Raw genomic sequence first — 22,368 nt, 5'->3', positions numbered from 1 at the left:
GGGCTCCCGGCCATGGCCAGGAGGCAGCATATTTGCTCATTGAATTTGGAGTGCTTTGCTTACGATGATGGGGAGGTCGCCGTGGCCTGATGGCCGCTGCGATTCACTCCTCTGCGCGAGACGTGTTTCTGTCCAGCCCGAACTCCTCAGACAGAGCGCCAGGGCCAGGCGACTTCTTGGGCGCGTAATCCTTCGGCGGCTCCAGTGTATCGTTCTGGTCAGCATCGCTGACAAACATCGTCTGCTCACCTGCCGGCAGCAATTTGCTGGCAACATCTTCGGTGCAAAGCTGTTGAGCGCCGGTGGCCAGATGCTGATACACATCGCGATAACTTTCTGTCATCTGTTGCACGAGTTCTGCCGTTGTATCGAAGTGACTGCTAACGTGCTCGCGATAATCGGCGTGGCTGCGCTGCAATTCCTGAATCTGTGCTTCTAGTTCAGCAATTCGCGTCGGGCTGCCGGTCTGTACTTTTTTACCAACAAGCAGTCCGGCTACCAGACCAACTGCCAGACACGCGATGCCTGTCAACCACAACATACGGATCCACCTTCGCTTAACGGCGATACAATAATGAAACTTTTAAAGCATGTATAGCTATATAAAAACATATACATATTGCTTTTTTGAATATAAGGATGTTCGTTCAGTCATGGCGATTCTATCACGATGCAATCGTTCTGTGTTGCCTGCCTCCGTGCTGCCTTTGTCTACAAACAGGCATTCGCTTAGAATGCCCGGCTTAACGTCAGGAGAGAACAGTCTATGAGCGGCGTACCAGTGTCGGGGATTTCTGCGCCAACAGCGTCGCCGCAGCAGCGCTATCAGAATGACCTAAAATCTGGCCTGCTGCAGCCGGACGTTGCGCAGGCCGCAGCCATCGAGGCGGTAGAGCGGCTATATAAACAATTGCTGGCGGGCGGGCAGTCCAATGGTCTGGGGCGCTGGGTGAACCCTATGCAGTGGTTCAGGGCTGCATCACAGGAGCCAGTCAAGGGCATCTACTTTTATGGCGGCGTAGGGCGCGGCAAAACCTACATCATGGATCTGTTTTATGAAAGCCTGCCGTTCGCTGACAAGCAGCGCACTCATTTCCACCGGTTCATGCAGCAGGTGCACACACGGCTTGCTGCGCTGAAGCATCAGAAGAATCCGCTCGAGCGGGTGGCTGAGGATCTGGCGGAAAGCACCCGGGTTCTCTGCTTCGATGAGTTTTTTGTCTCGGATATCGGTGATGCCATGATTCTGGGTCGGCTGCTGGAACATCTGTTTGAGCGCGGAGTTGTGCTGGTGGCTACTTCAAACATCCATCCTGATGGTCTGTATGCCAATGGATTGCAGCGCGACCGGTTTCTGCCTGCCATTGCACTGCTTCACAGGCATACGCAGATTATAGAGCTGGATGGCGGGGTTGATTATCGCCTGCGCGCCCTGAAACAGGCATGTCTGTATTTCTCGCCGTTGGGAGAAAAGGCTGATACAGCGCTGGATGACGGTTTCAATAGGCTCTGTACTGGTCATGAAGAGGTGTTGAGCGATGTTGATATTGATGTTCTGGGTCGACCGGTGCGTGCGCGCAGGGTAGCCGAAGATGTGATCTGGTTTGACTTCGACAGGCTTTGTGCCGGTGCTCGCAGCGCATTTGACTATATAGAGCTGGCCAAGATCTATCATGCAGTGGTGCTCGCGGATGTTCCGCAGATGGGGGTGGCCAGTGATGATGTGGCAAGAAGATTTGTCAGTCTGGTCGATGAGCTGTATGATCGCCATGTAAAATTGATCATCTCGGCAGAAGTGCCATTGCGTGATTTGTATGTTGGCCAGGAGCTGGCCTTTGTATTTGAGCGCACCCGCAGTCGCCTGTTAGAGATGCAGTCCGAGGAGTATCTGGCCCGCGAACATCGCCCCTGATCTGTTGGAAAGAAATACTCCATAAAATACTTGATGTTTAATAGGCTCTTCGGTAGTATTCGCGCTCCCTGAAGAATATGCCCTTTTCGGTGATGTTACATGAAGACTTTTAGTGCCAAACCACAAAATGTTGAACACAACTGGCTGCTGGTAGATGCAGAAGGCCAGACGCTAGGTCGTCTGGCGGCAGAGATCGCAACCCGTTTGCGCGGCAAGCACAAGCCTGAATACACGCCTCACGTGGATACCGGCGACTTTGTCGTGGTGGTTAACGCTGAGAAGGTCAGTGTGACAGGCAGGAAATCTGCCAACAAGATGTACCACCATCACACCGGCTACCCGGGTGGTCTGAAATCTTTCAGCTTCGAGAAGCTGATCGACCGTTCACCTGAGAAAGTGCTGAAGCTGGCCGTAAAAGGCATGCTGCCCCGCACTCCGCTGGGTCGAGCAATGTTTAAAAAGCTGAAAGTGTATGCCGGTAACGAGCATCCACATGCGGCGCAGCAGCCGCAGGCTCTGCAACTGTAAGAATTTTAAGAGGTTCACGGAATCCCCATGGCAACGACTCAATACTACGGCACCGGCAGACGCAAAACCGCAACCGCGCGCGTATTTATCAGCAAAGGAAGCGGTGAGATCACGGTCAACAACCGTTCACTGGACACATTCTTTGGCCGCGAAGTGGCACGAATGATTGTCAAGCAGCCCCTGCAACTGCTGGAGCTCGACAACCAGTTTGACATCAAAGTGACTGTCAATGGTGGTGGCAGCTTCGGCCAGGCAGGCGCTATTCGCCACGGCCTGACCCGTGCATTGATTGCCTATGACGAAGAGCTCCGTTCGCCGCTGCGTAAAGCAGGTTTCGTTACACGAGACGCGCGTGCCGTTGAACGTAAGAAAGTGGGTCTGCGCAAGGCGCGTAAGCGTCCTCAGTACTCCAAGCGTTAATCGTTATTTTTCTTCGCCGACTACGAGTTGGGAGGCGTTAGAATCAAAAAAGCGCTCTGTCTCGCGACAGGCGCTTTTTTTTCGCCTGGTGGAAAATAAATTTCTGTATTTTATTCAAGTGCTTAACTGTGTATTGGGTGATCGGGCGCTTGAAAAAAGTCGCCAAATTAACTACCATTCAGCCCGTTTGCCGGTTTGCGCCACTTCCGACTCATAAATACAGATTGCCTCACGATCTGATAACAAAGGCGAGCCCAGACAAGCGCAGCAGCATTTTGCAGATTTCGTCCGTGACATGGCTTATAACAGTCGTGCTGCGGTCTTGATTCTTTTTTGATAGACGACAAAGCTCAGGAGAATACACGGTGAGTGAAGACGGTACTGATTCTGGCCGCAGACGGTTTTTATTGGGGTCAACCTCGGTTGTGGGCGCAGCCGGTGTCGTAGGCGCGGTAGTGCCCTTCGTCGGTTCCTGGAATCCCAGCGCCAAAGCGCGCGCAGCGGGTGCCCCGGTTCGGGTTGATATCAGCCAGATAGAAGAGGGTGGTATCCTTGGTCCTATCCCGGCATGGCGCGGACGACCTATATTCGTGGTCCGTCGAACGCAGGCGGCGCTGGAAGCGCTTCCGACTATTGCTGATGATCTGCAGGATCCAGATTCTTCTCAGCCAGAACAGCCCGAGTATGCGCAGAATGCATACCGTTCGCGCGAACCAGAGATTCTGGTGCTGATCGGTCTGTGCCCGCACCTGTTCTGTTCTCCAACGCCTCGTCTGGAGATTCGTGCTCAGCCATTTGAAGAAAACTGGAAGGGTGGTTTTTACTGTCCCTGCCATGGCTCGAAGTTCGATCTGGCCGGACGTGTTTATGTCGGCTCTCCCGCATCCCGTAATATGGAAGTGCCGCCTTACTACTACGAATCAGATACTGTTCTTGTGATTGGTGAAGACGAGGTGGGTGCATAATGAGCGATACGAAGAAACAAGGCTGGATTGTGTCCTCACTCGTAGGCCTGCGCGACTGGACTAATGATCGTCTGCCGATCATGACCGCGTGGGAAAAGCACATGAGCAAGTACTACGCACCGAAGAACTTCAACTTCTGGTATTTCTTTGGTGTCCTGTCACTGGTCGTGCTGGTTATCCAGCTGGTGTCCGGTATATTCCTGACCATGCACTATACCAATAGTGCTGAAGGCGCATTCGCGTCCGTCGAATACATCATGCGTGATGTGGAATTTGGCTGGTTGATCCGCTATATCCACTCCACAGGTGCGTCCGCATTCTTTATTGTGGTCTATCTGCACATGTTCCGCGGTCTGATGTACGGCTCCTACAAAAAGCCGCGAGAGCTGATCTGGGTATTTGGCATGGCCATCTACCTGATTCTGATGATGGAAGGCTTCATGGGCTATGTTCTGCCCTGGGGTCAGATGTCCTACTGGGGTGCCAACGTGATTGTATCCCTGGTAGGCGCTATTCCGGTCATCGGTGAAGATCTGCTTGTATGGGTTCGTGGTGACTTCCTGATTTCCGGTGCGACACTTAACCGATTCTTTGCTCTGCACGTGGTCGCACTGCCGATAGTCCTGATCGCGCTTGTTGTACTGCACCTGCTGGCTCTGCACGAAGTGGGATCCAACAACCCAGACGGTATCGAAATCAAGAAGAACAAGGATGCCAACGGCATTCCTGTTGACGGCGTGCCTTTCCACCCGTACTACACGGTCCACGATCTGGTCGGTATTACCGTCTTCTTCTTCGTGTTCTGTGCAATCATCTTCTTTGCTCCGGAGATGGGTGGCTACTTCCTTGAGCCGCCAAACTTCCAGGAAGCAAACCCGCTGGTTACGCCTGAACACGTGCCGCCAGTGTGGTACTTCACGCCTTTCTACTCCATGCTGCGAGCAGTGACAGTGCCTCTGTTTGGCATTGACGCGAAGTTCTGGGGCATGATCGTAATGTTTGGTGCTATCGCCATTCTGTTTGTGTTGCCCTGGCTGGACAGAAGCCCGGTGAAGTCAATCCGCTACAAGGGCTGGTACAGCCGAATTGCGCTGCTGATTTTCATCTCCAGCTTCCTGATTCTGGGTTATCTCGGTACGCTGGGTACAAGCCCGGCGCGAATTGCCCTGGCTCAGTTCTGTACGGTGCTGTACTTCCTGTTCTTCTTCCTGATGCCCTGGTATACGAAGAAGGAGCAGGTGTTCCCTGAGCCGCAGCGTGTCACAGGGCGCTGGATCAGCAACAAGCAGCTGGTCATCACCCTGGCTCTGCTGGCGTTGCTGGTTGTTGTGCCACTGAAAGCTGTGGGTGCCGAGTCCTCCAACGTTCATCTTGATGAGATCGAGCTGGACCTGCGTGATGAAGCATCGCTTCAAAACGGCTGGAAAACCTACATGAACTACTGCCATTCCTGTCATTCGCTGCAGTACGCGCGTTACGAGCGTACAGCGACTGACCTGAATGTACCCAACAATCTCGTAATGGATCACCTGATCTTCGGTGATGCCGCTATCGGTGATCTGATGGAAAACGCCATGCCCGCGGACCGCAGCAACAACTGGTTTGGCAAAACGCCACCAGACCTGACGCTGATCGCCCGCGTGCGCAGCCCGGAGTGGCTCTACACCTACATGCGCTCGTTCTACGAGGATGAGGCGCGTGTATATGGTGTCAACAATAAGGTGTTTGCTAACGTTGGTATGCCCAATGTGCTTCACAGCCTGCAGGGTGACGTAATCTGCACGAATAATGCGGAGTCACCCGATCAGTGCGAACTGGCTCATGTCGAAGGAACCGGTGAGCTGACGCCTGAAGAGTTTGATACCGTGATACATGACCTGGTGAACTTCCTGTATTACATCGGCGAACCAGTGCGTCTGAAGCGTCAGGCCATCGGTGTCTATGTACTGGGATTCCTGGCATTGCTGTTCATCCTGGTTGTGCTATTGAACCGTGAATACTGGAGACGTATTCACTAAAAGCCCATGCACACGTGTGCAGGCTGACGGTATTATTTGAGGAAGCAATTTATGGGTGTTGTAGCTAAGCGCTCTTCCATGACGTTTTATTCTGATGGCAACAGTCAATACAGTCATCGAGTGAGAATCGTGCTGGCGGAGAAAGGTGTCACCGTTGAGACAATCAGCGTGGATCCAGCCAACCCGCCTGAAGACCTGTCTTCCCTGAATCCGTACAACAGCCTGCCCACGCTGGTAGACCGGGATCTGGTGCTGTATGAGGCGAACATCATGATGGAATATCTTGATGAACGCTTCCCGCACCCGCCTCTGTTTCCGGTCTATCCAGTTGCACGTGCCCAAAGCCGCCTCTGGATGTATCGCATCCAGCGCGACTGGTGTGCGGTGGTGGACGAGCTGTCAGTGGGCAAGGGTACCGCTGCGCAACAGGAAAAAATGCGCAAGGAACTGCGTGAAAGCCTGATTTCCATCGCTCCAATCTTCTCGGAAAAGCCCTTTTTCATGAGTGACGAATTCACCATCGTGGACTGCTGTGTCGCGCCGATTCTGTGGCGGCTTCCGTCGCTGGGTGTGGATCTTGGCAGCCACAAGGCTGTCCAGCCGCTGTTGGAATATCGCGCTCGTCTGTTCTCACGGGATTCGATACGAAGCAGCTTGTCGGATCAGGAAAAAGAGATGGTATAGGTCCGTTTATGGCCATGACTTCCAGTCGTCCGTATCTGTTACGCGCCTTGTACGAATGGATACTGGAAAACGAATGTACACCATACATCGTTGTGAACGCCTACGCTGAGCATGTGCAGGTGCCGCAGGAGTATGTAAAAGATGGCCAGATCGTCCTGAATATTTCTCCAGCTGCGGTTCATGCCCTGCAGATGAACAATGACGCAGTGGACTTTAACGGCCGCTTCGCAGGTATTCCGACGCCAGTATATGTGCCCGTTAGTGCGATTATGGGTATTTATGCCAGAGAAAATGGCCAGGGCATGGTATTCGAGACTGAGGTTCCATCGCCGCCGCCACCTGATGCGCCAGTATCGGATGACTCTGGTAAAGCCGGCAAAGCCAAACCCGCCGGCGCACCCAAATCAGAGGGTAAGCGCCCATCACTGCGGGTCGTCAAGTAAGCCTTTAGATTAGCTGTTTACAGGTATTCGAATACCGTCACCACGCGCTGAACACCACCTACACTGCGAGTGAGGCTGGCGGCGCGGTCTCCTTCTGAGCGATCAACAATGCCCATCAGATAAATCGTGCCGTTATTGGCGACCACTCGAATCCGGTTGGCATTCACATCGTCGTTGGCAACCAGCTGCGTGCGCACCTTGGTAGCCAGCCAGGAATCATTGCCTCGCGCCAGCATGCTGCGGCTGCCAGCTACTTCCAGTTCGTTGTGAACTCTGCGAACGTGCACGCTGGCATCGGCGGCGATGCGGGCGGCCTGCTCTTTTAGCGCCTCGGACTGGACCTGACCAACCAGCAGCACAACGCCGTTGTGACTTGTGACGTCAAAGCTGGCATCACGGAACTGTGGTTCCTGGGATCGCATATTGACCGCTACCTTGGTCTCAATCGATTCGTCTTCAACGATGGTGCCGGCGGTCCGCAGATACGGATCTTCCTGCAGTCCCTGGTCTCCCGTGGTTTGCGTCAGAATGGTTGTACAGGACATCATGCTCAGTATCAGGCCCATGCATGCAAAATGTTTAAGGCTCACAGTTCTTCTCCAAATATCTGAATATCGATCAAGTCGCAAAGGCAATGGCAAATAAGTACCTGAATCTCGAAACACCGGTGTGAGTGTCTGGACGGTGCCCGTATTTCGTACGACTCAGAGTTTAACACTTCGGCCAGTCCAGCGCTCTGCTCACCACTCAGCAGTATGACGGTCAAACTCCGGTCGTTGGCTGCAGTGATGGCCTCTCTCAGGTTGGCTGCCTCGGCATCGCCACCAAATATAACCAGGACATCCAGTGGCTGCGAGAGAGTCCGAATCTGTTGCGCGTAAACCGATGCCGAATCGTGGTTTTGGTACAGCCCGGTCAACTGTGTCGCATTGGCGCTCAGACAGATGGCAGGCAGGCCTGGCCGCTCGCGGATAAACCGGTTGACCAGTGCCTGTACAAAATACTGCGACAGTGCAGCGCCGCCGCCGTTGCCGCAAGCCAGTATGCGGCCACCCTGCAGTAATGCACCTGCCAGCGCCTCGGCCGCCTCGGCAATCGGGTTGGCCAGCATATCGTGGGCTTCGCGCAGTTTGTCGGTACCCTGTTGGAAGTGCTGTTGGATGCGTAGCTGCAAACTCATTGATAATACCCGGCGTCGATGGTTCTGATGTTAAGTCTGATGGCCGTCCTGAGCATTCTACCGGAATGTGCTTTCAAGGTGAGTCTCACGCAACAAGAAAATTGGTTCTTGAAGTAAATTACGTCTGGATTGCGTTTTTAATCCATTCAAACTGATAGTTGCCGGCGGAAGCGGACGAGATGCCCAGCACATCGATCCTGCATCTTGCTGAATTGCTTATCTTATTTCGTTGCAGATAATACAGGGCAGTTTTAATGATACGTTGCTGCTTCTTTCGATTGATACTGCTTATCGGATCAACGAAGCTGGTGCGGCTGCGGAAGCGGACTTCGATGAACACCACTGTGCCCTCATCCATCATGATCAGGTCGATTTCTCCAACCCGGCAATAAAAATTCTGTTGGACGAGTTGCAGGCCTTGCTGATCAAGCCAGCTGGCGGCGAGAGATTCCAGTTGGTGACCAGCCTGACGGCGGTCTGCAGGCTTAATAACATTATTTCTTGTGGCTGACATCCATGTCCTCCAGTATTGATTGGCGCTGCTCCGGGCGCTTACTCCATTAGTTGCTCGGCAGGTATGATCTGCGGAACGTTGTCGTCGAATTGTGCGACGACCAGGTCGCGCGCGATACTGCCATCAGCTCTCATGTGGAGCATTCCGGTTACGCCCTGAATGCGGGTTTCTGGAAAATTGGCGAGCTGGCCGGTGCGCGCGTGCAGTCTGAATGCATCAACTCCCATGGCGCGCAGTCGCTGCACAGCAGCCGGCGCACCTGGCCAGGTCTGTTGAGCCTGTCGATGGGCCGGGTCAGCCGTGCCCAGCATCCATGGTGCATCGATGAAGATGACATCATTGAGGTCCCGGTTGGCAACGGCGTTGAACTCGCCATTGAAGATTGATGGCATCGCAAACACCGGAAGGTCGCCAGCGAAATGAAAACCAAGGGTGGATTTAAGCTGTCGACCCTCGCTGGGGTTGCCCTGCATAAAAATGAAGTCTGTGTCCTGGCGCCGGCGGGGGATGAACTCCATGTCCTGCCTTGGCAACACACTCAGCAATCTTTCTGCGCGCGCCTCGCTGGCATCTATGTTCAAAAGCTGTCTTATGGTGTCTGAGTAGGAGCCAGGTCCACCATAAGTGGCAGAGCTGGTCACGCGTCCATTCTGTTGTTGCCACTGCAGCGTAAAGAACTCCCGGAAACGCTGGTACTCGGGCCCGGCAGGGGTGAGCAGGGCGGCTGATTGATGGCCGGCCATGGCGGCCAGTCTGGCGATCTGTCTGATTTCATCTTCGGGTGCCAGGCCGAACTGATAGAAGCCAGCGGGATTGATGACACCCTCATCACCATAATTTAGTGCCAGTGTCGGGATCTGGAGCGAGGCCTGCTGCTGCAGTTGTCGCACTGACTCTTTGCGCAACGGGCCGACCACCAGATCCACGCTGGCTTCAACTGCCTGCTGGTACAGAGGCAGCACGTCAACGACTCCACTGGTGTCAATCACGGTGACATCGGGGACCTGTTGCTGCTGGGCCACAGCCTCGTAATACGCGGCCAGAAAGCCCTCTGCGACCGCCTGACCGGCAGCCTCGGCCAGAGGTACCATCAGGGCGATACGCTGCGGTTTGTCACGGATTAACTGCACTGTATAGGCCAGGGACTCAGGCAGGCGGCCAGCGGCGCGGTGTTGGGTCCAGCGCGCCTGCCAGCGATTAACGGCTTCGACCTGTTCCTCTATATTGTCCTCGCGCGCGTTTACGACTGTGACCAGGTCGATCCAGCCGCGCAGCTCGTAGGAGTCGATAATGTTGCGCTGGGCGTTGAGGCTTTCCTCGGGTGCGGCCGACAGTATCTGCCAGATGCTGTCGATGTTCTCACCCTGTTCTGAGGCGGGCAGCATCGGCGCGACGCGGGTCAACTCCCTGGCGGCCGCCAGGTACTGGTTCAAAGTCAGGTAGAGATCGGCTCGACCGCGCATGAAGGCGATGCGCGTGTCAGTGGGCAGTTGGCTCACATCCTGTTGCTGTTCAAGCAACTGGGCAGCCGTTGCTGTATCGTTTCTGGCAAGCGCCAGGCGTGCTTGCAGCAGCAACTGGCGAGCTTGCAGTTGTCCGGACAACGGTCGAGTGTCAACAGCTTCCAGCAATTGCGCTGCAACTTCGCTGTCACCGTTGTCGAGCGCGTCGGCGGCAGCCTCCATTAACAGGATCTGAGCTTCTGGTCCGTCTGTCTGTGCTGCCTGTTGCAGAATGATGTCCAGCTCTCCCACTGCAGCTGGCATGGACGTTTCCGTGACAGTCTGTTCCGGCCGCGTATTGTCGGAGATCGGATCTGATGCACAGGCAGCCAGAATTCCGAGCGAGATGATCAGAAGGGGGCGGTGGGGTAAAAGTGTGCGGACAGTGACGGTCATAAATGCGGGCTGCTATGATAGGCGTTCAGAAAATTTAGTCGCTAGTGTCTCGAATAATGCGTTATATCTAGGCGTAAATAATCATAGCAGGCGCTGATGCCGGATGCGACATAACGCCTTCTCAAAAGTCAGGAGTTGCCATGGAAAACGCAAATGCTTCGGCAGTTGCCAAATCGACACTGTACGTCGTTGCGACACCCATAGGCAATCTGCAGGACATAAGTCAGCGGGCGATAAGCGTACTGCAGGGCGTGGATGTCATTGCCGCTGAAGACACCCGCCATAGTGCCCGCCTGTTGCAACACCTGGGAGTTTCCACCCGTATGGTCGCCTATCATGATTTCAGCAATGAAAGGCAGGAGGCTGCGCTGTTGCAGAGACTGGTAGAAGGGCAGTCTATCGCGCTGATCTCGGATGCTGGCACGCCGCTGATTTCCGATCCTGGTTACGGGCTGGTGATGCGCTGCCGGGAGCGCGGTATCGCTGTGGTGCCGATTCCCGGGGCAAGCGCGCTGATTGCTGCATTGAGCGTGGCAGGCGCACCCAGTGATCGATTTGTATTTGAGGGGTTTGCTCCGGCCAAGTCTGGCGCGCGACAAAAATACTTTGGTGCTCTGGCTGACGAAGCTCGCACGCTGGTGTTTTATGAGTCGCCCCACCGCATTCAGGCATCCATCAACGATATGGCTGCCGCGTTTGGGGGTGATCGCCAGGCGGTGATCTGCAGAGAGCTAACCAAAACCTGGGAGACCGTGCACGGTGATTCACTGGCGAATCTGTGTGACTGGCTGGCCGATGATGATAATCAACGCAAAGGCGAGTTTGTTGTCATTGTGCATGGAGCTCCCAGGCCTGAAGCTGCAGAAGTGGACGGGAACGCGCAGCGGGTAATGGGAATACTTGCGCGGGAGTTACCGCTCAAGCAGGCGGCTGCCCTGGCATCTGAAATCACCGGAGCCAAAAAGAATGCGCTGTATCAGGCGGGTCTGTCCATGGCTGCTGAATCGCAGCAGGACTAGCACCTGCTTATGGCTTTTTCACCCATTGCCCATTCGCATCTTCGACATAATGACCGGGCCGTGTCGCCTGCACCGCGCGCGCGTAAGCGAGCTGCGCGACTTCATTGACACTAATGTTGTTCTGTTGCGCGATTTGCTCGTAACGTTCGCGCCGTTGCCGATTGACGTTTTCAACCAGCGAGACCAGTTCGGGCGACACGCGCTCGGCGACAAAGCCGATATAACCATCGCTTTTTTCGCCAATCAGACCGTCGGCTTTAGCCTGGTCCAGTGTCTGTGCGCTGGCGATGCTGCCTACAGCTAGCAGACAGCTCATCAGTATCAGCTTCACAAGTATTTTCAAATGTCGGCGTGCATACATATTTGTGGCTCCAGTAAAGACGTGTGATCAGCAGCTGCAGTTATCAGAACAGATCGCTGTCTTCGGAAAAAATATCATCGAGTTCGCGATCAACCCGCACGCGTACCTCATGTTCAATGCGGACATTCAGGTTTATCGTGATCGGCTCTGTGGGCGCAGCGACCTGAACTGTCGGAGTGCATGCCACGGGCACGCCCAATACGGTGCCCGCAATCAGCAGGCTCATCCGGAAATTGCCGAGCTGGCGTGTAATCGCGCTGATATCCATGTTCAGATTTACCTCCGTTGCAGATGATCGCTTAGCGCATCCTGAACGGAACGCCCAGCCTGCAGGCTGCTTAATAGTTCAGGAACATTATCCGCTATGGTCAGGTTCAGATTAATACGTTGGCCGTTGTTGAGCAACGGGCTGATGCCCTGCAGGCTGATGTCCAGGTTCAGGTCGCCGGTTGCAGAATAGTTGATGGTGGCATCCAGCGAGCTGTAGTCGTAACGCTGCAATGCCTGATTGACCAGCTCCATATTCTGGTTGCTGCCGCCGAATCGCCCGCCCCGATAGCGAATGGAGCCGCCAGGCGGAATTGAGGTGACCTTACCGCCATTGATTACAGCGGTCGTATTGAGCAGTTCAACTGGAAGGCGGCCATCCAGGCGGCCTGTGGCCTGAACCTGTTGATAGGCACTCAGGCCCAGTATCCGGGCGACATCGATACGCTGCAGCTGAATCTCGAAGTGCTCGGGCGTGCCCGGCTGCCAGTTGATCTGTTCAGCGCTGACGATGCCGTCAAAAACCGTGGCCTGGGGGCGTATCAACTGCACGCTGGAATTGCGTGTATCCAGCGTAAAACGGGTGCTTAGATACTCCAGTTCAATACCGGGATCAACGGCGGTAAGGGCTGCAGAACCTGGCTCGCGGGTGCGGAGCTGCCAGTCAGGCAGCAGCTCTGCTTTCATGTAAACGCCCAGCCGTGTGAATACGGTATCGCCAAAATAACCACTGAGATTCTGTGCCTGAACATCGATCGGGCCCTGCAGTTCAAATTCGCCTCCAGCCGGGCGGAGCCACGTTAACTGTGCCTGTGCTGCCAGCTGACCGGCAATGATATCGGTTTCGTCTGGCAGCGAAACGAGAGCAGACAGGGGAAACAGTTCGGTGAAAACAAATCCATCCGTCGTGAATTGGCCGCTACCTCTGCCAGTGCTTATTTCGTGGCTGGCATTTATCTGCAGGCTTCGGTCGGCCGGCAGATGGGCGCTTGCATCGATCCGCAGTTCATCGCCGGTTCGGGAAACGGCCAGATCAAGCTGAACGGGCATCGATTGCAATGGCAGTGGGGGCAATGACAGGGAGTCGGCCTGCAGCGAAAGCGAGGCTGTGAATTGGCTGGCGCTGACCCAAGCTGCCCGGATCGGTTGTGTCCAGCCGAACCGCAGAGGGGTCGGATCTGATGAGCCCGGCAATAGAATCTCGGTATTGACCGAGCCGCCACCGTTCGCAACGATTTGACAGATGCCAGTGCGAGCACAGTCGACACTTACGCGGCCAGTTTGCAGGGTGCCTTCAGTCAGGCTGTCTTCGCTTTGCAAAAGCGTGACCCGGATGTCATCGATTCTGACAGCCTCAACGCGGCGCGCAATCAGGCTGGCCCAGCTGTAGGTCAGCTCAACCTGATTAAGAGTCATCTCAATTGCTGGCTCGCTCAGCACCACGCTTATGCTATCGATTGTGGCGTGTTGTGTGTCGGCGTTCAGTCCGGACATTGCAGTGATATGCGCCGGCTGGTTGCGAAGCGCTCTGTCCAACAAAGTGTTGGCGATTTCAGTCTGGTATTGATGGAGTAGAGCGCCGACGGCAATAAGTAGCAGCAAAGTGCCTGAAAGCGGGATCAGCCAGCGGCGGGTGGTCCGCCCTGTCGTTTTTGGTGTCTGGATATCCCTGTCGTTCATGCCAGTGCTCGAAGATCATCCCCTGGAATTTCAGTTTGCCATGCGGGAGGCGCGAAGGCTATGACATGCATATTGCGGTTCTGCCTTTAATTCCGCTTGAGTTTGCCAGGGGACTCACTTAAGCTGCGCTGCGAGTTGGCCAGACAGTCGCTGCCGTCATCCGCTTTTGCAATCGTGCAATCGATCGCAGAGGCCGCCGGTGGAGGAAAGTCCGGGCTCCGCAGAGCAGAACGCCAGGTAACGCCTGGGGGGTGAAAGCCCACGGAAAGTGCAGCAGAGAGTAGACCGCCGGTACGTCACTTCGGTGTCGAGCCGGTAAGGGTGAAAGGGTGCGGTAAGAGCGCACCGCGCGACTGGTAACAGTTCGTGGCACGGCAAACCCCGTTCGGAGCAAGGCCAAATAGGAACCCAATGGTGTGGCTCGCACTGGGTTCGGGTAGGCTGCTTGAGGTCAGTAGTGATACTGATCCCAGATGAATGACTGTCCCCGACAGAACCCGGCTTATCGGCTGACTCGTTTGTTTTTCCGCTTTTGCGGCCGTTCTACAGCACTGTAGAGCGGCTGCAGATGCCGGCCAAGGCCAATTCTGGCTGACTTTTGGAACTCCTGGTTACACGCCTTCCTCACAATCTACTTTAAGTTAATTTTATAGCTTTTTGATAATAAGTTTCTTTTGCTGAGACCTGCTCTCCCACTTCAGCTTCGAGTCATTTTTCCTTGAAATTTCAGGCGCTTCTAGCCGCCAAAAAGTACAAATAGTGCTTGCGCTGGGCTATTTGTGTGCATATAGTGTCGCAATGTGGAGTTTAGTGGGTCAAAGTGTGGTTCAGTGGGGAATTTTGCAGGTCCTGGATCGTTAGACTGATCTGACTGGCAGGAGCGAGCGGCGTGTTCAGAGGTGTGAATACAATCAACCTGGATGCTAAAGGGCGTATGGCGATGCCAGCGCGCTACCGCGAACTATTGTCTGACAAGTACGCCGGCCGGCTGGTGGCGACTGTGGATTTCTCGGGTCAATGCCTGCTGCTTTATCCCATTGATGAGTGGGATGTCATTCAGCAGAAGGTTGAGGGTCTGTCCAGCTTTGATCGTGCCAGTCGGCAGGTTCAGCGAATGCTGATTGGTCACGCGCATGATGTGGAAATGGATGGTAGTGGACGGATTTTGCTACCGCAGATTTTACGTGCCCGGGCGCAGCTGGATAAGCATGTGGCGCTGGTCGGTCAGGGCATGAAGTTTGAGATCTGGAGCGAAGAACGTTGGAACGAGCAGGCGGACAGCTGGTTCTCCGGTGATACCGGACAGGATGAGCTGCCGTCGGAATTACTTAGTCTGTCACTCTGATTGGTGTGATGGACATGATGTCTGAGCGGTGTGCTATGACTGCAGCGCAGGTACATGAAACCGTGTTGTTGCATCCGGCAGTGGATGCACTGGTGACAGACTGCGCCGGATTTTATGTAGATGGAACTTTCGGGCGTGGCGGTCATTCGCGGCTGATTCTAGAACGACTTAATGAAAACGGGCGATTACTGGGTATCGATAAAGATCCACGAGCGATTGAGGTCGGCAGGGATCTCGCTGCCAGTGACGCCCGTTTTGTCATCCGGCAGGGCACTTTTTCTGACATGGACGACTGGGTCAGTGAACTTGGTATGCAGGGAGATGTGGCCGGAATTCTGCTGGACCTGGGTGTGTCGTCCCCACAGCTGGATGACGCCGAGCGCGGTTTCAGCTTTATGCAGGATGGTCCGCTGGATATGCGCATGAACCCAAATGAAGGAGAAAGCGCAGCGCAATGGCTGGCGCGAGCGCCAATGGAAGATATCGCCAACGTGATGTATCAGTTCGGCGAGGAGCGATATTCGCGGCGAATTGCCAGAGCAATTGTTGAACAGCGCGACCTGGCGCCTATAACGCGAACGCTGCAGCTGGCAGAAATTGTGAAGAAAGCCAATCCAGCCTGGGAAAAGCATAAGCATCCGGCGACCCGCGCCTTTCAGGGTATCCGGATCTATATCAATCGCGAGCTGGAGTCATTGCAGTTACTGCTGGAGAAAGCGGTGGCAATGCTTCGTCCAGGTGGTCGGCTCGCAATCATCAGTTTCCACTCGCTGGAAGATCGGTTGGTGAAGCAGTTTATAAACAAGCAAAGCAAGGGCGATGACTACCCGCGCGGTTTGCCGATACCGCAGTCCGCGTTGAACCCTACACTCAAGAAAGTGGGGGGTGCGGTCAAACCGACAGCCCGTGAGATCGAGGCTAATCCTCGTGCCCGCAGTGCTGTTTTGCGAGTTGCGGAGCGCCTCGACTAAAACAAAAAAACAGACAGGAAATCCAAATAAAAGACACGATGTCATGACAACAGCAAACCAAAAAACAGCAAACCGGCAAGAAAAGGTTACTCCAGTGCAACGCTGGCTGGGCCTGTTTGTGCCTGCCAATCTGCTGGTGATGGGGCTGGCGACAGCGGTTTTATTGACGGCGCTGGCGGTTGTTGTCTACACGTTTGAATCCCGGACCGTCTTCTTTGCATTGCAGGAGGAGCGTGATCTCTACAACCAGCTTGATGTGGAGTGGGGGCAGTTGCTGATCGAGCAAAGTACCTTCGCGCTGGAAAGTCGTATCGAGCAGGTGGCCGTGGAGCAGTTGGGCATGAAGGTGCCTGACTGGTCACAGATTGTGGTTGTTCAGGATCGTTCGCTAAATGAGGTGGGCGATGAGTAATCCGGAACAAAAAAGCATCACTCAATCCTGGCGCATCTGGCTTGTCTGGATAGCGCTGGCTGTCGCCATGCTGGCAGTTGTCTGGAAGTTGTTCACGCTTTTGCTGGTGGACGGCGATTTCCTGCAGGGGCAGGGCGACGCCCGTACTATCCGCACCGAGCCGATTCTCGCGCACCGCGGGATGATCGTCGATCGCAACGGCGAGCCTCTTGCCATAAGCACGCCGGTATCCACTATCTGGGCCAATCCGCGCGAACTTTCCCCTGATGAAGCTGATATTCGGCGTCTGGCAGAAGCGGTCGGCATGGATGCAGAAAGCCTTGTCGCTACTGTAATGGACAATGCAGAACGAGAGTTCATGTACGTTCGCCGTCGAATGCCACCAGCAGAGGCGGAGGCCGTGCTGGCGCTGGACCTTCCGGGTGTCTACGCAAGACAGGAGTATCAGCGCTACTATCCGCAGGGCGAGGTCACGGCTCATGTCCTGGGGTTCAGTAATATTGATGATATCGGCCAGGAAGGTATTGAGCTGGCCTACGATGACTGGCTCAAGGGTGTGCCTGGCCGCAGGCAGGTGATCAAGGATCGTCGTGGCCGCATCATCAGTGAGCTGAATACAATCGAGCCGGCGCAGCCTGGAAAGACATTGCAGCTCAGCCTGGATTTTCGACTTCAGAATCTTGCCTATCGTGAGCTCAAAGCGGAATACATTTACCGACGTGCGCGTTCTGCTTCTGCAGTTGTTCTGGATGCCCGCAATGGTGAAATTCTGGCCATGGTCAATCAGCCGTCATTCAACCCACACAATCGTGGCGCCATCACGGATTTTGGCGCCTTGCGCAACCGTGCTGTGACGGATTTGTTTGAACCGGGATCGACCCTGAAAACATTTACCGCTGTGGCCGCGGTGGAGTCCGGTCTGTATGACCGCAACACCCTGATCAATACCAGCCCGGGTCGCATGCGTGTAGGGCGCGACTGGGTGGAAGACCGTGGTCTTAATTTTGGTGAGATTACACTGGAAGAAATGCTGGTCAAGTCCAGCAATATCGCATCGGCCAAAATCGCACTGGCGCTTGGCCATGAACCGCTGCGTGATGTGTTACTGCGTGTCGGATTTGGCGAAAGCCCTGCCAGCGGCTTCCCCGGTGAGCGCGTGGGTGTGATGCCCGATCATCGTATTTGGCACGACATAGAGGTCGCCACGCTGTCATTCGGCTACGGCATCTCCACATCCGCACTGCAACTGGCGCAGGCATATTCGGTTATTGCCAATGACGGCGTCCGGCGACCGGTTACCGTATTAAAAGACGGCAATAACGTTGATGGAGCCATTGCCGGGCAGCAGGTCATCGATCGCAATGTGATCGCTCAGGTTCAGGACATGCTGCGCTCGGTTGTCGACCCGGAAGTCAGTGGCTCCGACAGCTCGCTTGTACCGTTCTACTCTGTAGCCGGTAAAACCGGTACCGCCAGAGTCGTCGGGCCCAATGGTTACGATGCCAGTCTGCACAATTCGATGTTTGCCGGTTATGTGCCAGCAGATGATCCGCGCATTGTGGTTGTCATCATCATCAATGAACCGCAGGGTGCACAACGCTACGGTAGCCAGGTGGCTGCGCCGGTCTTTGCGCGGATCGCTAATGGCGCCATGAGAATTCTTGAAGTAAGTCCAGACAAAATTGATTCATCCAATGTCATGACGCTGACGGCCAGGTGATGTCATGAATACTCTACAGAAATCAATGAAATCGATAACACTGGGTGAACTGGTCGGCGATACGCTGCCAGCATACGAAACGCTGCTTGCTCCATTCGCGTCGATCAATGTGGAAGGCTTGACTCAGGATAGTCGTGCCGTCCAGCCAGGCCACATTTTTGTCGCCCTGTTTGGCAAGAATCACGATGCACGTGACTACATCCCGGTGGCTATCGATCGCGGTGCTGTTGCCGTACTGGCCGACGCTGGAGGCGAGTGGCAGGGCATTCAGACTATCGATGGTGTGCCAGTCATCGCCATCGACTGCCTGCGCTATCAGCTCGGCCGCCTGGCGGCGCGCTTTTATGGATATCCGTCGGATAAGTACACCGTTGTTGGTGTCACCGGCACCAATGGAAAAACCAGCTGTACGCAGTTTATAGCTCAGATTCTGACGGGCCTTAACGCCAGCTGTGGTGTTGTTGGCACTCTTGGTTTTGGTGTGTATCCGAAGCTGCACGACACCGGTTACACAACACCGGACGCGATTGCACTGCAATCAGCGCTGGCTGATCTTGCCAGTTCCAATGCCCGATTTGTGGCGATGGAGGTCTCATCGCAGGGCCTGCACCAGTATCGAGTGACAGGTGTATCTTTCCGCGTCGCGCTGTTTACCAATCTTACCCGTGACCACCTGGATTATCACGGCAGTATGCAGGCATACGCTGAGGCCAAGCGCCGACTGTTCGAGTATGAAGGCTTGCAGGCCGGCGTAGTCAACATGGATGACAGCTACGCGGTGATGATGCTGAACGCAATGCCACGACAGGCCCGCTGCATCACTTACAGCCTGGGAAATCGACACGCTGATGTTTACGCTGAAGCGCTGACTTTTACGCCTCAGGGTTTTGCTGCCCGGGTTCATACTCCATGGGGCAGCGCTCAGATTTCCGGCAGTCTGCTTGGTGCATTCAACTTCAGTAACGTGCTGGCTGCACTGACGGTGGTGATGACAGCGTCAGGCGAATTTACGCTGGAGCAGGTGGCAGCGCAGGTGGCAGCCTTGAAGCCAGTGAACGGAAGGATGGAACTGATTGGCAGTGCCGCAGGCGTTTCTGCAGTAGTGGATTACGCACATACGCCGGACGGCCTGAAGTCCGCCCTGGAGGCGATGCGTCAGCACGCCAATGGACGGATCTGGTGTGTTTTTGGTTGTGGTGGCAATCGTGATCAGGGCAAGCGGCCGCTGATGGCTGAAGTGGCGGATGAGTTGGCGGACGAGATCATCGTTACTGATGACAATCCCAGAAATGAAAATGCAGACGACATCGTGCGGCAGATCATGTTGGGCTTTTCTGACCCGGATAGTGTTCGTGTCGAGCGGGACAGGGGCAAAGCAATCAGCCTGGCAATTACTCTGGCCAAACCTGGTGATCTGGTATTGATCGCGGGAAAAGGTCACGAATGTTATCAGGATGTGGCAGGCCAGCGCATGGCATTCAGTGATGCCGCGCAAGTACGACTGGCCCTGCAGAAGCGCGCACAGCATACAACAGACACTAAAGGTAATCAGCCATGATTGGCAGCATTCGGTTATCAGACATCGCCACGCAGATGGATGCCCAATTGATTGGTGAAGACGTCAGTTTCACGGCCGTCAGCACAGACTCGCGTACCCTGAAAACTGGAGAGCTGTTCATTGCCTTGACCGGGGCAAGTTTTGATGGTCACCGATTCGTTCCGCAGGCTGTCGATCGCGGTGCTGTCGCAGTGGTTGTATCGGCCAGACAGAGCGTTGATCTGCCGCAACTGCTGGTCGACAACACGGAGAAAGCACTGGGTTTCATTGGCAGCCTGAATAGACAGAAGTCCGGGGCGACCGTGATTGCATTGACTGGTAGTCAGGGCAAGACCAGTGTCAAGGAATTCACCGGAGCAATTCTGAAGGCTGAGTTCAATGTGCTGGTCACCCAAGGAAACCTGAACAATACGATAGGTGCCCCACTGACCCTGCTGAGACTGGACAAGGGACATGATCGTGCTGTGATTGAGCTGGGTGCCAATGCCGCTGGCGAAATAGCGTGGACAGCCCGCATCACTGATCCGCACATTGTGCTGATCAATAACGCCGCTGAGACACATCTGGAGGGCTTCGGCAGTCTGCAGGGTGTCGTGCGGGCCAAGGGTGAAATCATTGATTCCGGCAAATCAACGCACACCGTGATACTCAACGCTGACGATGATAATTGTGAGGCTTGGTATGATCGCGCTATGGCAGCGGGTCGTCAGGTTCGCCTGTTTTCAATAGCCAAACCGCAAAAACCCAGGGTTGATTATCAGGCGCTCAATATTCAGGCTGATGCCGACGGATCACGCTATACGCTCACTACGCCCAAGGGATGGGTGGATTGCTTCATACCGATGCCGGGTCGGCATATTGTTGCAAACGCTGTTGCAGCTGCTGCGCTTGCGGTTGAGGCCGGCGCCAGTCTGGAAAAAGTCGCAGAAACGCTGGCATGCGTTAAACCCGTGCCAGGTCGACTCTATCCACTGATGGGTGTACAGGGAGCCCGCCTGCTGGATGATTCCTATAACGCCAGTCCATCGTCGTTCAAAGCCGCCATAGACGTATTGGCAGATGTTTGTCATGCCAGTCAGCGGCGGGCTGTAGTGATCATGGGTGACATGGCGGAACTCGGTGACAAGGCAGAAATGCTGCATGCAGAGATCGGTAGTTATGCCCGTGAGCATGGCGTCAATCAGGTATGGACTGTGGGTGCCTTCAGCGGTCTGGCGACGCAGGCGTTCGGGGACGGTGCGCATCATTTTGACAGTCAGGAATCGCTTTGTGTCTACGCTCGTGAGGCGATGGCCAACGATATGGTGGTGCTGGTGAAAGGTTCCAGAAGCGCAGGGATGGACGCCGTTGTGGCACAGCTGACAACAGGAGGACCGCACTGATGCTGGTACTGTTAGCCGAATATCTTATGCAGTACAACAGTGGCTTCGCAGTGGTGCAGTACATCACAGTGCGCGGCATTATGGGAATACTCACGGCGCTTATCGTGTCGCTGCTGGTAGGGCCCGCAATGATCCGCAGGCTGAACCGTTACCAGATTGGCCAGGTGGTGCGCACTGATGGTCCAGAGAGTCATTTCAGCAAGGCTGGCACGCCGACCATGGGCGGTGCGCTGATTCTGGTTGGCATAGCCTTCAGCACATTAATGTGGGCAGATCTGCGCAATCATTACGTCTGGGTCGTGATGGCAGTAACCCTGATGTTTGGTGCCATTGGCTGGGTCGATGATTACAGAAAAGTCATCCGCAAAAATTCGCGCGGTCTGCCTGCCAAGTGGAAGTATTTCTGGCAATCGGTGGCTGGCCTGGGGGCTGCGCTGTATTTGTATCTGAATGCCACTGACCCGGTGCAGACAGCCTACATCGTGCCGTTCTTCAAGGATGTCGCGATAGACGTAGGCCTGTTGTATGTCGTCATCACCTATTTTGTAATCGTAGGTTCCAGCAATGCAGTCAACCTGACTGATGGACTGGATGGACTGGCAATTCTGCCGACTGTGATGGTTGGCGGCGCTTTGGGCATTATTGCCTACCTGGCGGGCCATGCGGAATTCTCTGTTTATCTTCATATTCCGTTTATTGCCGGTTCTGGTGAGCTGGTCATATTCTGCGGGGCGCTGCTGGGTGCCGGTCTGGGATTCCTCTGGTTCAACACCTACCCAGCGCAGGTGTTTATGGGTGACGTGGGTGCTCTGGCGCTGGGCGCTGCACTGGGCATCGTGGCCGTCATCGCGCGCCATGAGATCATTCTGTTCATCATGGGCGGCATATTTGTCATGGAAACGGTGTCCGTCATTCTGCAGGTAGCTTCCTACAAAATGACCGGAAAACGCCTGTTCCGGATGGCGCCTATTCATCACCATTTTGAATTGAAAGGCTGGCCAGAGCCGAGAGTTATCGTGCGGTTCTGGATTATCACAGTCATGCTGGTTCTGTTCGGACTGGCAACTTTAAAACTCAGGTAAGGCCAAGAG

General features: G+C 54.8%; 23 protein-coding genes, 1 other RNA gene and 1 pseudogene. 17 read left to right on the top strand and 8 right to left on the bottom strand.

The window, feature by feature from the left end:
* Nucleotides 1–103: 103 nt before the first annotated feature.
* Nucleotides 104–541 (bottom strand): YhcB family protein, encoded by a 438-nt coding sequence (locus tag LVD14_RS14570; protein WP_237134846.1) that lies wholly within the window; start codon nt 539–541, stop codon nt 104–106.
* Nucleotides 542–766: 225 nt separating this feature from the next.
* Here LVD14_RS14570 and zapE point away from each other — a divergent pair, with 225 nt between their 5' ends.
* The 8 genes and pseudogenes from zapE to LVD14_RS14535 all read left to right on the top strand — a co-directional run bounded on the left by zapE (nt 767) and on the right by LVD14_RS14535 (nt 6,970).
* Nucleotides 767–1,912 (top strand): cell division protein ZapE, encoded by a 1,146-nt coding sequence (zapE, locus tag LVD14_RS14565; RefSeq protein ID WP_237134845.1) that lies wholly within the window; start codon nt 767–769, stop codon nt 1,910–1,912.
* A 99-nt stretch (nt 1,913–2,011) separates the two neighbouring features.
* A complete protein-coding gene (gene rplM, locus LVD14_RS14560) occupies nt 2,012–2,440 on the top strand; it encodes a 50S ribosomal protein L13 (RefSeq protein ID WP_237134844.1) in 429 nt (142 codons plus the stop codon).
* Between the two features lie 27 nt (nt 2,441–2,467).
* Complete coding sequence (gene rpsI, locus LVD14_RS14555; protein WP_237134843.1) at nt 2,468–2,860, top strand: 30S ribosomal protein S9; 393 nt, start codon at nt 2,468–2,470, stop codon at nt 2,858–2,860.
* A gap of 365 nt (nt 2,861–3,225) precedes the next feature.
* Nucleotides 3,226–3,825, top strand: coding sequence for a ubiquinol-cytochrome c reductase iron-sulfur subunit (gene petA, locus LVD14_RS14550; RefSeq protein WP_237134842.1), 600 nt, complete (start codon nt 3,226–3,228; stop codon nt 3,823–3,825).
* An 80-nt stretch (nt 3,826–3,905) separates the two neighbouring features.
* Nucleotides 3,906–5,093 (top strand): annotated as a pseudogene (locus LVD14_RS15590) (cytochrome b); the annotation flags it as partial.
* A 165-nt stretch (nt 5,094–5,258) separates the two neighbouring features.
* On the top strand, nt 5,259–5,843 hold the full coding sequence (locus tag LVD14_RS15585; RefSeq protein ID WP_411268297.1) for a cytochrome c1: 585 nt from the start codon (nt 5,259–5,261) through the stop codon (nt 5,841–5,843).
* 51 nt (nt 5,844–5,894) lie between these two features.
* Nucleotides 5,895–6,527 (top strand): glutathione S-transferase N-terminal domain-containing protein, encoded by a 633-nt coding sequence (locus tag LVD14_RS14540; protein WP_237134841.1) that lies wholly within the window; start codon nt 5,895–5,897, stop codon nt 6,525–6,527.
* A 14-nt stretch (nt 6,528–6,541) separates the two neighbouring features.
* On the top strand, nt 6,542–6,970 hold the full coding sequence (locus LVD14_RS14535) for a ClpXP protease specificity-enhancing factor (RefSeq protein ID WP_237135002.1): 429 nt from the start codon (nt 6,542–6,544) through the stop codon (nt 6,968–6,970).
* Nucleotides 6,971–6,987: 17 nt separating this feature from the next.
* On the opposite strand, the gene LVD14_RS14530 is transcribed toward LVD14_RS14535, so the two are convergent.
* The 4 genes from LVD14_RS14530 to LVD14_RS14515 form a co-directional block, all read right to left on the bottom strand.
* Nucleotides 6,988–7,560: a BON domain-containing protein gene (locus LVD14_RS14530; RefSeq protein ID WP_237134840.1), complete on the bottom strand. Its 573-nt coding sequence runs from the start codon at nt 7,558–7,560 to the stop codon at nt 6,988–6,990.
* Nucleotides 7,557–8,150 (bottom strand): SIS domain-containing protein, encoded by a 594-nt coding sequence (locus LVD14_RS14525; RefSeq protein ID WP_237134839.1) that lies wholly within the window; start codon nt 8,148–8,150, stop codon nt 7,557–7,559. The genes LVD14_RS14530 and LVD14_RS14525 overlap by 4 nt, the downstream gene beginning before the upstream one ends.
* 118 nt (nt 8,151–8,268) lie before the next feature.
* Nucleotides 8,269–8,664: a YraN family protein gene (locus LVD14_RS14520; protein ID WP_272907352.1), complete on the bottom strand. Its 396-nt coding sequence runs from the start codon at nt 8,662–8,664 to the stop codon at nt 8,269–8,271.
* A 38-nt stretch (nt 8,665–8,702) separates the two neighbouring features.
* The gene (locus tag LVD14_RS14515; protein ID WP_237134838.1) at nt 8,703–10,562 is read right to left on the bottom strand and encodes a penicillin-binding protein activator; all 1,860 of its coding nucleotides are present in this window, start codon (nt 10,560–10,562) and stop codon (nt 8,703–8,705) included.
* 140 nt (nt 10,563–10,702) lie between these two features.
* Between LVD14_RS14515 and rsmI the strand changes: the two genes are divergently transcribed.
* Entirely contained in the window at nt 10,703–11,581 is an 879-nt protein-coding gene (gene rsmI / locus LVD14_RS14510) for a 16S rRNA (cytidine(1402)-2'-O)-methyltransferase (protein WP_237134837.1), read from the top strand.
* Between the two features lie 7 nt (nt 11,582–11,588).
* Here the strand turns inward: rsmI and LVD14_RS14505 are convergent, their stop codons facing one another.
* The 3 genes from LVD14_RS14505 to LVD14_RS14495 form a co-directional block, all read right to left on the bottom strand.
* The gene (locus LVD14_RS14505) at nt 11,589–11,897 is read right to left on the bottom strand and encodes a YdbL family protein (RefSeq protein ID WP_237134836.1); all 309 of its coding nucleotides are present in this window, start codon (nt 11,895–11,897) and stop codon (nt 11,589–11,591) included.
* Between the two features lie 88 nt (nt 11,898–11,985).
* Nucleotides 11,986–12,168 (bottom strand): YnbE family lipoprotein, encoded by a 183-nt coding sequence (locus LVD14_RS14500; protein ID WP_237135000.1) that lies wholly within the window; start codon nt 12,166–12,168, stop codon nt 11,986–11,988.
* Between the two features lie 50 nt (nt 12,169–12,218).
* Nucleotides 12,219–13,889 carry a YdbH domain-containing protein gene (locus LVD14_RS14495; RefSeq protein WP_237134835.1) on the bottom strand — a complete coding sequence of 557 codons (1,671 nt, stop codon included), beginning with the start codon at nt 13,887–13,889 and terminating at the stop codon, nt 12,219–12,221.
* 131 nt (nt 13,890–14,020) lie between these two features.
* Between LVD14_RS14495 and rnpB the strand changes: the two genes are divergently transcribed.
* From rnpB to mraY, 8 genes are all read left to right on the top strand, one after another.
* Nucleotides 14,021–14,410: RNase P RNA component class A (gene rnpB / locus LVD14_RS14490), an RNA gene on the top strand.
* Nucleotides 14,411–14,778: 368 nt separating this feature from the next.
* Nucleotides 14,779–15,234: a division/cell wall cluster transcriptional repressor MraZ gene (gene mraZ, locus LVD14_RS14485; RefSeq protein WP_237134834.1), complete on the top strand. Its 456-nt coding sequence runs from the start codon at nt 14,779–14,781 to the stop codon at nt 15,232–15,234.
* A gap of 35 nt (nt 15,235–15,269) precedes the next feature.
* Nucleotides 15,270–16,205, top strand: coding sequence for a 16S rRNA (cytosine(1402)-N(4))-methyltransferase RsmH (rsmH, locus tag LVD14_RS14480; protein WP_237134833.1), 936 nt, complete (start codon nt 15,270–15,272; stop codon nt 16,203–16,205).
* A 43-nt stretch (nt 16,206–16,248) separates the two neighbouring features.
* A complete protein-coding gene (ftsL, locus tag LVD14_RS14475; RefSeq protein WP_237134832.1) occupies nt 16,249–16,617 on the top strand; it encodes a cell division protein FtsL in 369 nt (122 codons plus the stop codon).
* Nucleotides 16,610–18,337: a peptidoglycan D,D-transpeptidase FtsI family protein gene (locus LVD14_RS14470; RefSeq protein WP_237134831.1), complete on the top strand. Its 1,728-nt coding sequence runs from the start codon at nt 16,610–16,612 to the stop codon at nt 18,335–18,337. Before ftsL ends, LVD14_RS14470 begins: the two co-directional genes overlap by 8 nt.
* A 4-nt stretch (nt 18,338–18,341) precedes the next feature.
* Nucleotides 18,342–19,895, top strand: coding sequence for a UDP-N-acetylmuramoyl-L-alanyl-D-glutamate--2,6-diaminopimelate ligase (locus LVD14_RS14465; protein ID WP_237134830.1), 1,554 nt, complete (start codon nt 18,342–18,344; stop codon nt 19,893–19,895).
* Nucleotides 19,892–21,277, top strand: a complete 1,386-nt coding sequence (locus tag LVD14_RS14460) for a UDP-N-acetylmuramoyl-tripeptide--D-alanyl-D-alanine ligase (RefSeq protein ID WP_237134829.1) — start codon at nt 19,892–19,894, stop codon at nt 21,275–21,277. The genes LVD14_RS14465 and LVD14_RS14460 overlap by 4 nt, the downstream gene beginning before the upstream one ends.
* The gene (gene mraY, locus LVD14_RS14455) at nt 21,277–22,359 is read left to right on the top strand and encodes a phospho-N-acetylmuramoyl-pentapeptide-transferase (RefSeq protein WP_237134828.1); all 1,083 of its coding nucleotides are present in this window, start codon (nt 21,277–21,279) and stop codon (nt 22,357–22,359) included. Before LVD14_RS14460 ends, mraY begins: the two co-directional genes overlap by 1 nt.
* The last annotated feature ends 9 nt before the right edge of the window (nt 22,360–22,368 follow it).

Origin of the sequence: Pseudohongiella sp. O18 (assembly GCF_021729085.1) — a bacterium.
Taxonomy (GTDB): domain Bacteria; phylum Pseudomonadota; class Gammaproteobacteria; order Pseudomonadales; family Pseudohongiellaceae; genus Pseudohongiella.
Note: the sequence above shows the minus strand (reverse complement) of the source record. Positions and strands in the feature narration are given on the sequence as shown.